Raw genomic sequence first — 9,090 nt, forward strand, 5'->3', positions numbered from 1 at the left:
CTTGGCTCACCCCACATCGCCGAGTTCCAGCACGCTGCCGTAGCGCGATAGCATCTGCCGGCGCAGGCGCTGATGGTCCGGCGCGGCTAGGCCCGGATCCTGTGCAATCATCTCCCGGGCGTCTTGCCGCGCCTCTTCCAAGATCGCGCCGTCCTCGTGCAGGTCGGCAATCCGTAGCGGCGGCAGCCCGTGTTGCTGAGTCCCCAGCAAATCGCCCGGCCCGCGCAGCTTGAAATCGATTTCGGCCAAGGCGAAGCCATCGGTCGTGTTGACCAGGGCTTCCAACCGCTCGCGGGCCGCGTCGTTCTTGATCTCGGCAAACACGCAGCAATAGCCCGGGTGAGTGCCGCGGGTGATGCGGCCGCGCAACTGGTGCAGTTGTGACAGGCCAAAGCAGTGGCCGTCTTCGATGGTCATCAGCGTGGCGTTCGGCACATCGACGCCGACTTCGATCACGGTGGTGGCGACCAGCACCTGGGTCTGACCCGAGCGGAACTTCTCCATGGCCGCTTGCTTCTCGGCGCCGCTCATTCGTCCGTGAACCAGGCCGACGCGGAACTCGCTCAACGGGCCGTGGGCCAGCGCCTCGAACAATTGTTCGGCCGCGGCCGGAGGGGCTTCGGCGTCGTCGTCAAAGCTGGTCACCGTTTGCTCGGCATCGACCAGCGGCGCGATGACGTAGCCTTGCCGGCCGGTGCGCAGCTTGCGACGGAAAAAGTCCCACCACTTCTCGCGTTGCTCGGCCGTCGCCAAGTAGGTGCGCACCGTTTGACGACCCGGCGGGGCGTCACGCAGTGTGGTGACTTCCAAGTCGCCGAACAGCGTCATGGCCAGCGAACGTGGGATCGGCGTGGCGGTCATCACCAGATAATGCGGATCGACGCCGGCGCGGCGCAGGATTTCGCGCTGGCGCACGCCGAACTTGTGTTGCTCGTCGATCACCACGACGCCTAGCCGGCTGAACTCGACGTCGTTGTGCAACATGGCGTGCGTGCCGATCACGGCATCGAGCTCGCCCGAGCGCAGCCCAGCGCGGATCGCCTCGCGCTGCGACGCCGGCAAACCGCCGGTCAGCAGCTTCCAGCGCACCTGGCTGTGCGACAGTAGCTTGCCCAGCGTGGCGGCGTGTTGCCGGGCCAGGATTTCCGTCGGCGCCATCAGGGCGGCCTGGTAGCCGTGGGCGATGGCGAGCAGAATCGCGTACATGGCGACGATCGTCTTGCCGCTGCCCACGTCCCCTTGCAACAGCCGGTTCATCGGCAGCGGCAGGGCCAGGTCGGCGCAAATCTCGCGAATGGCCTGGTTCTGTCCTTCGGTCAGCTCGAACGGAAACAGCCGGCGGATGCGGGCATCGATCTTGGCCGACGTCTCGAGCGGCGGCGCTTGCGACTGATCGTGTTGCCGGCGGCGGCGCGTGGCCAACGCCAACTGCAAGATGAACAGCTCCTGGTAAACGAACCGCCGCCGCGCGGTCGCCAACTGGTCGCGATCGTGCGGGAAGTGAATCTGCGGCAATGCTTGTTGCAGCGGCAATAGCGCATGCTGTTCTAGATATAACGGCGGAAAGACTTCTTCCAACACGGGCAGGCACAACTCGACCGCGGCCCGGACGATCCGCCGCAGGTGCCCCTGGGCCAGACCTTCGGTCAGCGAATAGACCGGCAACATGTTGGGCAGGTCTTCGTCGGGCTCGGCTTCGATGATGCTGGTCGAGGGGTGCGAGAACTGCCACACGCCACCGCGAAAGCGGGCCTTGCCGATCAGCAGCAGTTGCTGCCCGACCGCGAACCTGTCGCGCAAGAAGGGCTGATTGAACCAGACGGCATTGACCGTGGCCGGCCCGACCTTCAAGAGCAGGCCGAGGACGGTGCGACCGTTGCGGCCGCGGCGCGATTCGACTTCCAGCACCTCGGCCCGCACGCGCAGCAGGACGTTTTCGGCCAGATCGTCGATCGTATTCAGATCGCTGAGGTCTTGATAGTCGCGCGGAAAATAGAAAAGGACGTCGCGCGCCGTGCGCAGACCCAGCCGTTCGAGCAACTCGGCGCGCTGCGGCCCGACGCCGCGCAGGTACTGCACTGGCGTGGCCAGCACATCGGCGGCAGGTCGATCATCGGTGCGCGCGGCTTCGCTCATGGGGGTATTGTAGCAATCGCGCGGCCGCAGTTGGGAACGCTCGACGCGGCAAAGACCTTGGGAGTAAAACCCTGGGCTTGGGAGTCGTGGCGCTTGCTGGACTCGCGGCATTATCGTGTGCGGCGGTACTTTTGATAGGCCGCCACGGCCAGCTCGTCGCAGCGGTCGTTTTCCGCGTGGCCGCTGTGCCCCGCGACGGCCGTGTAGGTGAGCTGATGCTGGGCGACCAGCTCATCGAGTCGGCGCCAGAGGTCTTCGTTCTTGACCTCGGCCCATTTTTTTCCCTCGCGGCGACGCCAGCCGTTGCGCTTCCAGTTGGCCATCCACTCGCTCAACCCTTTGCCGACATAGACGCTGTCGGTCAGCAGCTCGACGCGCGTGGGTCGCGACAGCTTCTCCAAGCCGCGTACGACGGCCATCAGCTCCATGCGATTGTTGGTGGTCACTTGCTCGGCGCCCGACTCTTCGATTTCCTTGCCGGTGGCCGGGTGGCGCAAGATGAAGGCCCAGCCTCCCGGGCCGGGGTTGCCGCTGCACCCGCCGTCGGTGAACAGTTGAACTTCAGAAGCAGGCTGATCAGATTTCACGGAGTCGTTCTGTCTTTCAGTGACGGTAGTTCAATCGCAACACAAGGCACACGCGAACACCCCTCCCTTACAGGGAGGGGCAGGGGGGGAGGGTAAAGACGTTCAAGGCCAATCACGTTTCCATCATCACGGATTGTGCGCCAACCCTTCTCCCCTCGGGAGAAGGTGGCCGAAGGCCGGATGAGGGTCAACTTTGTTCTGCGTTTTGATCATCGAGTTCTGTTCGACTCACTTCGCGCGATACCAAACAAGATTGAATCGGGACCCTCATCCGTCGGCTAGCGCCGCCACCTTCTCCCGAAGGGAGAAGGGTTGATGGCGACTCGCGCGCGACTGATGCGTCTCCGTCCACTAGCGACGCGGTGCGTCGCCAAGGCGCATCGCCACGCGCCCTGCGCTCACGCCGCCGGCGGGACGGCGCCCGTTGCGGTACGTTCGTAGTCGATCCGCCGGGCGCGCGTCAAGTCGCTCAGGTCATCGGCCAGGGGCGTTTCGACCTTGGGGACCACCGGGGCGGACCAGGGCAAGTGGACCGTAAAGACGCTTCCTTTGCCCAACTCGCTGTGCAGCGAAATCTCGCCCCCCAGCAGCTTGCACAGCTCTTTGACGATCGAAAGGCCCAGCCCCGTGCCCGAGTGCTCCCGGGTCATGGCGTCGCCGCCGATCAGCACTGAGCTTCCTTGGCGGAACTTTTCAAAGACTTTGACCTGGTCCTCTTCGGCAATCCCCACGCCGGTGTCGGCCACGACCAGGTTCAGCTCGTCGTTCGTGCCGCGCCGCGCGGTCACGACGATTCGGCCTCCCTCGGGCGTGAACTTAATGGCGTTTGACAGCAAGTTGTTCAGTATCTGCTGGACCTTTCCTTGGTCCTGGAACAACGTGGGCAGGTCGGGTTCGATTTCCACGTCGAGATCGATGTTCTTCTTTTCGGTCAGCGGGCGAGCCATGTCGCACTGGGCCGCGATCACGCCGTCGATGCGGAACTCGCTGGCCCGGACGTCCATCTTGCCGCTTTCGATCTTGGCCAGGTCCAAGATGTCGTTGATCATGTCCAGCAGCACGCGCCCTGACTTCTGAATGTTCTGCACGTAGCGCTTCTGCTTGTCCTCCAACGAACTGATCGAGCTAAGCACGTCGCTGAAGCCGATAATGCTGTTCAAGGGCGTGCGCAGCTCGTGGCTCATCGTGGCCAGAAAGTCGCTCTTCAAGCGGTTCATGTCGAACAACTGCATGTTGGCCTGCGCCAACTGGTCGACTTTCACGTCCAGGTTTGAGTTCACCTTTTGCAGCTCTTGCTGGGCGTCGAGCAAGTGGCGCAACATCCGGTTGAACGCGTTGCCCAGTTCCTCGAACTCGTCGCCGGTGCGAATCTCGGCGCGCTGGTCGGTCTCGCCTTTGCTGACCGCGTCGCTCACATCGCGCAAGTGCTTCAGCGGCTTGCCGATCACGTAACGGATAATGCCCCACGCACAGACGATCGCCAGGAACACCGTGATGATCGCCAGCCCGATCAAGATGCCACGGTTGACGGCCTGGTCGCGCTGGGTGGTCTGGTTCGACATCTGCACCCGGGCGACCGCCATCAAGTCGCCTTCGGCCAGGTTGCTGGGGCCTTGGATCGCGCGGTGGCAGTTGATGCAGCCCTTCGAGGCGTAGATCGGCTGGTAATATTCGTAGTCCTTGCCGCCGTTGATCAGCCGGCCGAACGGGCGCGGCGGCTCGCTGGTCGAGGCATAGGCTGGCACCCGGGACAGCTCTTGCACTTCCCAGGCATCGCGCGGGGCGTGGGCTGGGTCGCGGCTGTTGGGTCGGATGAGCACGCAGGCGTAATCGTGGTACTCCAGAATCGGCCCGAGTTGGTTCTTGATCACCTCGCTGAAGGCCTTGTCGCTCTTGGCGGTGTATTGTTCCCAGTGGGTCTGCAGCAGAATCTTGTCGACCAGGTCGCGACCTCGGGTGCGATTCTGCTTGGTGACCAGTTGCTCGGTCAGCCCGCTGTACAGCCAGAAGCTGCCAGTGATCAGCAGCAGCAAGCTGACGGCGAACAACATCAAGCATTTACGCTCGAGGCTTTTCTCGCCGATCAATCGCTTTAAGGTGCGATAAGACATGAGCCGCCACGCAAGGTTTCGCCGTCCGCCCTAAGCTGCGAAGGTATTCTAAGTTCCGCCGCTGAAAAAGCCCAGTGAGGGGTGGCGGGGCCGCTGGCACGCCGAAACATTTGGGTGGCCCAGCCGCTTGCGGCTGGGTCGCGCAGCGACAAGAACGACGGTGGAGAATTGAACCTCTTTCTTGTTGCTGCGCAACACGGCCGGCTAGCGGCCGTGCCACCCTGAGTCGGTTCCTGGGTTACAAAGGCGCGGTGAGAGGCAGCCAGGGGCGGAACGTGCTCACGCCTCGGGTTCGGCAGCGACCTTGTTCCAGCCGGCCAGGCGCTCGGCCCGGAACTCTTGGAACCGGTTGGCTTCGATGGCCGCGCGCGCACGGGCCAACAGGCGTTGGTAATAAGTCAGGTTGTGAATTGATAGCAGCGTCGGACCCAGCATCTCGCCGGCCATGAACATGTGCCGCAGGTACCCGCGGCTGTGCCGACAGGCCAGGCAGGGGCAGTCCTCTTCGAGCGGTCGCGTGTCGCGTTGGAATTGCTGATTGCGCACGCGCAGGGGCCCGGCGTCGGTGAACGCCAGCGCGTTGCGGCCGTTGCGCGTCGGCATGACGCAGTCGAACATGTCGATGCCGCGGGCGATCGCTTCGAGCAAATCCTGCGGCCGGCCGACCCCCATCAGGTAGCGCGGCTTGTCGACCGGCAGGACCGGCGTGGTCCACTCGATGGCGCGGTACATTTCGGCCGGCTGCTCGCCCACGCTCAAGCCGCCGATGGCGTAGCCGGGGAAGTCGAGCTTCACCAGTTCTGCGGCGCAATGCACGCGCAGCCCTTCATCGAGCCCCCCTTGCACGATGCCGAACTGTGCCTGGTCCGCGCGGGTGCCGGCATCGCGCGAGCGCCGCGCCCAGCGCAGCGTCCGTTCGAGCGCGTCGACAATAGTGTCGCGATCCGACGGCAGCGCCACCACATGGTCGAGCACCATCGCCACGTCGCTGCCGAGCATTTTCTGGATGGCGATCGCGCGCTCGGGAGTCAGCTCGACCAGCGAGCCGTCAATGTGCGAGCGGAAGATCGCGCCGGTTTCCGACACCCGGGTCATCTCGGCCAGGCTGAACAATTGGAAGCCGCCGCTGTCGGTCAGGATGGGGCCGGTCCACTGCATCATCGCGTGCAGGCCGCCGAGATCGCGCACCACCTCGGCCGACGGCCGCAAGGCCAGATGATAGGTGTTCCCCAGGATCATCTCGGCGCCGGTCGCGCGGACCTGGTCGATCGTCAATCCTTTGACGGTCCCTTGGGTGCCGACGGGCATGAAGGCTGGCGTCTCGACCGTGCCGTGCGGCAGTGAAAGCCGGCCGCGCCGCGCACCACCAGCCGCGTTGGCGCTGCCTGAGGCTACACCGCCGGTGTCGACGTGCAGCAACTGGAACGTGCAGGCCGGCGCGTTGCCCGTGGGCGCAGTCATTCGCCACCCTGCACGCTAAAGAAGTCGCTCGTGAGCAACAGTCAAGGCACGGCGATCAGTCGCCACGCAGCTTCAGTCCGTGCGTCGTGAGCTTCTCGCGCACTTCGTTCAAGCTGGTGACGCCAAAGTTCTTGCACTCGAGCAGCTCGTCACCGCTGCGACGTACCAGCTCAGCAATGGTCGTCATATTGAGACGAGCCATGCACTTGCGGGCACGCACCGACAGGTTCAGATCGGCAATCGGCTTGTTCAGCAGGGCCTGCTCGTCGGGCGACATGGTCGCCAACTCGGCGCTCAGATCGACGCGGGTCTTCTCGTGAGCGAACTGGCCGAGGCTCAACCCCTTGCTGTTGAGCATGTCCTTGATTTCGGTCAGCGAGGTCTCGCCGAAATTCTTGCTGGCCAGCAGTTCCTGCTCGGTCGCCCGAGTCAGATCGCCCAGCGTGTTGATGCCCATCTTTTGCAGGCAGTTGCGGCTGCGAACCGACAGCTCGAAATCGGTGACAGGAATGCTGAGCAACGTGTTCAGGCGATCGCGGCGGCGCTGGGCGTCTTCGTCGTAGAACATATCGCCCGAGGCCGAAGCGTCCTTCATGTACATGCGAGCCCGGGGGTCGCCGGGGAACACGTCGAGAATCCGCTGGTAGCACTGGCGAGCGCGGTCGTATTGCTGGCGGTCTTCGTACAACAGCCCCAGGTTCAACAGCGCGCCGTAGGTCGGCGGGAACTGGGCCACGCTCCGCTGATAAAGGTCGATGGCTTCGTCGTCGTTGCCGCGGCGGTCGTTCTCGAGGGCCAGACCGAACAACGCGCCCGGATGACGGGGATCGTTGTTCACGGCGCGCTCGAACAAGGCGACAACTTCGTGCGGGTTGCCACCGATGGCGGCCACGGTCGCGCCGCGCTGGTACAAGTATTCGCCCGATTGCTCAACCGCGCCCGACAACCCGTCGAGCGTCTTCATCGTTTCGGTCAGGTCGCCGGCCGCGCGCTGCGACTCGGCCCGGGCCAGATGACAGGCGTCGGAGTTGTAACCGGCGCGAGCGGCCATCTGATAAGCGTCGAGCGCGCCGGGATAGTCCTGGCGAGCGTAGCGGGTCTTGCCCAAGTAGAAGTAAGCCAGCGCGCCGCTGTCGGCGTGGACCAGCGTGTCTTCGGCCAGGCGGTAGCGCCCTTGCAGGTAATAGCAAATGCCCAGGCGCACCTTGCCGGCCGGGCTGGGGTCACCCTTCTGTTCCAGCTCTTGCACCGCTTCGTTCAGCAGGCGGTAGTTCGAGAAGTCGCTGGCAATGGCCTGGGCCAACTGCGTAACGTCCTGCGGGCCGAACGGGCTGTTGGAGAGAACGATCGACTTGACGATTTGTTGTTGATCGAGCACTTGCGACATGGACGAAAACCTTTACCGCGAATCAATCGCTACGGTGTGGCCGGCCTCGGCTGCCCGGTGCAGCGTGGGCCGATGACGTGATGGAACCTGTGGCTGGGCGGAACTGGCGAACCAGGAACTCGGATCTTAAACGGTGGACCGCGCGGGCGGTCAGCAAGAGCCAGCAGTGGGAGTCGAACCCACAACCCCCGCATTACGAATGCGGTGCTCTGCCAATTGAAGCTATGCTGGCCTGGGTGATTGCACTCAAAAGGAAGTCGCGCCACTGGACGCCAGGTTCGATCAGCGCCGAGCCGACCTCGGTGGCATCAGCCACTGTGGGAGCGACACTCGACAACCCGACCGCAAACTCGGCCGCAGCCACTCCAGCGACGAAGCGGTACGACGAGCCTGAACCCCCGATGGCGCAATAAGCCCTGAAGTGTATCACGAGGGACGGGTGCGTCCAAGCCCCGGTTAACCTCTGGTCCGGCGTCGGTTTAGAGCCGCTTCGGCCGACTACGCCCAAGTTCGGATCCACTCGCCGCGGTTGCAGTTTAAGCTGCTGTATGTCAATAGCTTATGGCAGACGAGTTGCTCGCTTTGCAGGGCATCCGCTTTGCTTGTCTTACTGCCTACCAAAACAAGCAGCCGGGACGTCGACAAATCGACGCTCGACTTGCTTCGGATTTCGCCCTATTTGCGACCTGATGAGCGGCAACGTCATGCCAGGCCGGGCAGTTTTGTGGGGGGGGGCGGGCGATGCCCAGATCGGACGCCGGGGGCGCGCGTACCAATGGCTATTCTGAGCGAGCCGGCGCTGTCTGCTGCTTCGGCTGCTTGAGGACGATCGCGTCGCTTTCTGTGTCGGTCAGCAAATAGACCTGAAACGGCACGCCAAGCTTCAAGCACCGCTGGGCCCGGTGATGGCCGTCGATGAGCCGATGGCCACGGACCAAGCTGCCATCCTTACATTCGTATTGGAGGTTGGCCACGATGCCAGGCTTGGTGACATCGACCGTTTTGACATGGTCCTTGTTGATGCGGACCTTTTTGAGACTGAACCGAACGTCGTCTTGAGCGAGTTCAAATGCTTCACGGCCATCGCCGGCGAATTTAATCGCCTTGGTAATGTCGAAGACGTAGCGCTCACCCATGTAGCTGAACGTCTCCTTGTTCGGCTTCGACGATTTCTGGCGATTCGCTGACTTCGCGGTCGTCTTCTGGCTCATGGCAAGTTCCGGCTTGCAAAGAGACAGCGGGCGGAGCGAGGGCTATCGCCCGCGCCCGCCCGCCATTTGTGCCCGAGAGTGGCTCATCTTGCGCCACTCATCCTCGACTCAACAACAACTAGCACTTCTTGCCACTCTTGTGGCTGCCGTGCTTCGAGCTGTGGTGGCTCTTATGGCTGCCGTGGCTCTTGTGGCTG

The 9,090-nt window shown here is 63.5% G+C and carries 6 protein-coding genes and 1 tRNA gene; all 7 read right to left on the reverse strand.

Annotation, left to right across the window (positions count from 1 at the left end; translation table 11 throughout):
* Nucleotides 1–6: 6 nt before the first annotated feature.
* The 7 genes from recG to JSS27_15780 all read right to left on the reverse strand — a co-directional run bounded on the left by recG (nucleotide 7) and on the right by JSS27_15780 (nucleotide 8,893).
* Complete coding sequence (gene recG / locus JSS27_15750; protein MBS0210399.1) at nucleotides 7–2,136, reverse strand: ATP-dependent DNA helicase RecG; 2,130 nt, start codon at nucleotides 2,134–2,136, stop codon at nucleotides 7–9.
* Nucleotides 2,137–2,246: 110 nt separating this feature from the next.
* A complete protein-coding gene (gene rnhA, locus JSS27_15755; GenBank protein MBS0210400.1) occupies nucleotides 2,247–2,723 on the reverse strand; it encodes a ribonuclease HI in 477 nt (158 codons plus the stop codon).
* Between the two features lie 398 nt (nucleotides 2,724–3,121).
* The gene (locus JSS27_15760; GenBank protein ID MBS0210401.1) at nucleotides 3,122–4,834 is read right to left on the reverse strand and encodes a HAMP domain-containing protein; all 1,713 of its coding nucleotides are present in this window, start codon (nucleotides 4,832–4,834) and stop codon (nucleotides 3,122–3,124) included.
* 279 nt (nucleotides 4,835–5,113) lie between these two features.
* Nucleotides 5,114–6,295 carry a tRNA guanosine(34) transglycosylase Tgt gene (gene tgt, locus JSS27_15765; protein MBS0210402.1) on the reverse strand — a complete coding sequence of 394 codons (1,182 nt, stop codon included), beginning with the start codon at nucleotides 6,293–6,295 and terminating at the stop codon, nucleotides 5,114–5,116.
* 55 nt (nucleotides 6,296–6,350) lie between these two features.
* The gene (locus JSS27_15770; protein MBS0210403.1) at nucleotides 6,351–7,682 is read right to left on the reverse strand and encodes a tetratricopeptide repeat protein; all 1,332 of its coding nucleotides are present in this window, start codon (nucleotides 7,680–7,682) and stop codon (nucleotides 6,351–6,353) included.
* 158 nt (nucleotides 7,683–7,840) lie between these two features.
* A tRNA-Thr gene (locus JSS27_15775) sits at nucleotides 7,841–7,914 on the reverse strand.
* Between the two features lie 547 nt (nucleotides 7,915–8,461).
* Nucleotides 8,462–8,893, reverse strand: a complete 432-nt coding sequence (locus JSS27_15780; protein MBS0210404.1) for a hypothetical protein — start codon at nucleotides 8,891–8,893, stop codon at nucleotides 8,462–8,464.
* Nucleotides 8,894–9,090: the final 197 nt, after the last annotated feature.

It is taken from the genome of Planctomycetota bacterium (assembly GCA_018242585.1).
GTDB lineage: Bacteria > Planctomycetota > Planctomycetia > Pirellulales > PNKZ01 > JAFEBQ01.

Excerpts from the sequence above, each read along its gene's own strand:
- recG (MBS0210399.1), bottom strand. The coding sequence starts at position 2,136 with ATGAGCGAAGCCGCGCGCACCGATGATCGACCTGCCGCCGATGTGCTG.
- JSS27_15760 (MBS0210401.1), bottom strand. The coding sequence starts at position 4,834 with ATGTCTTATCGCACCTTAAAGCGATTGATCGGCGAGAAAAGCCTCGAG.
- tgt (MBS0210402.1), bottom strand. The coding sequence starts at position 6,295 with ATGACTGCGCCCACGGGCAACGCGCCGGCCTGCACGTTCCAGTTGCTG.
- JSS27_15770 (MBS0210403.1), bottom strand. The coding sequence starts at position 7,682 with ATGTCGCAAGTGCTCGATCAACAACAAATCGTCAAGTCGATCGTTCTC.
- JSS27_15780 (MBS0210404.1), bottom strand. The coding sequence starts at position 8,893 with ATGAGCCAGAAGACGACCGCGAAGTCAGCGAATCGCCAGAAATCGTCG.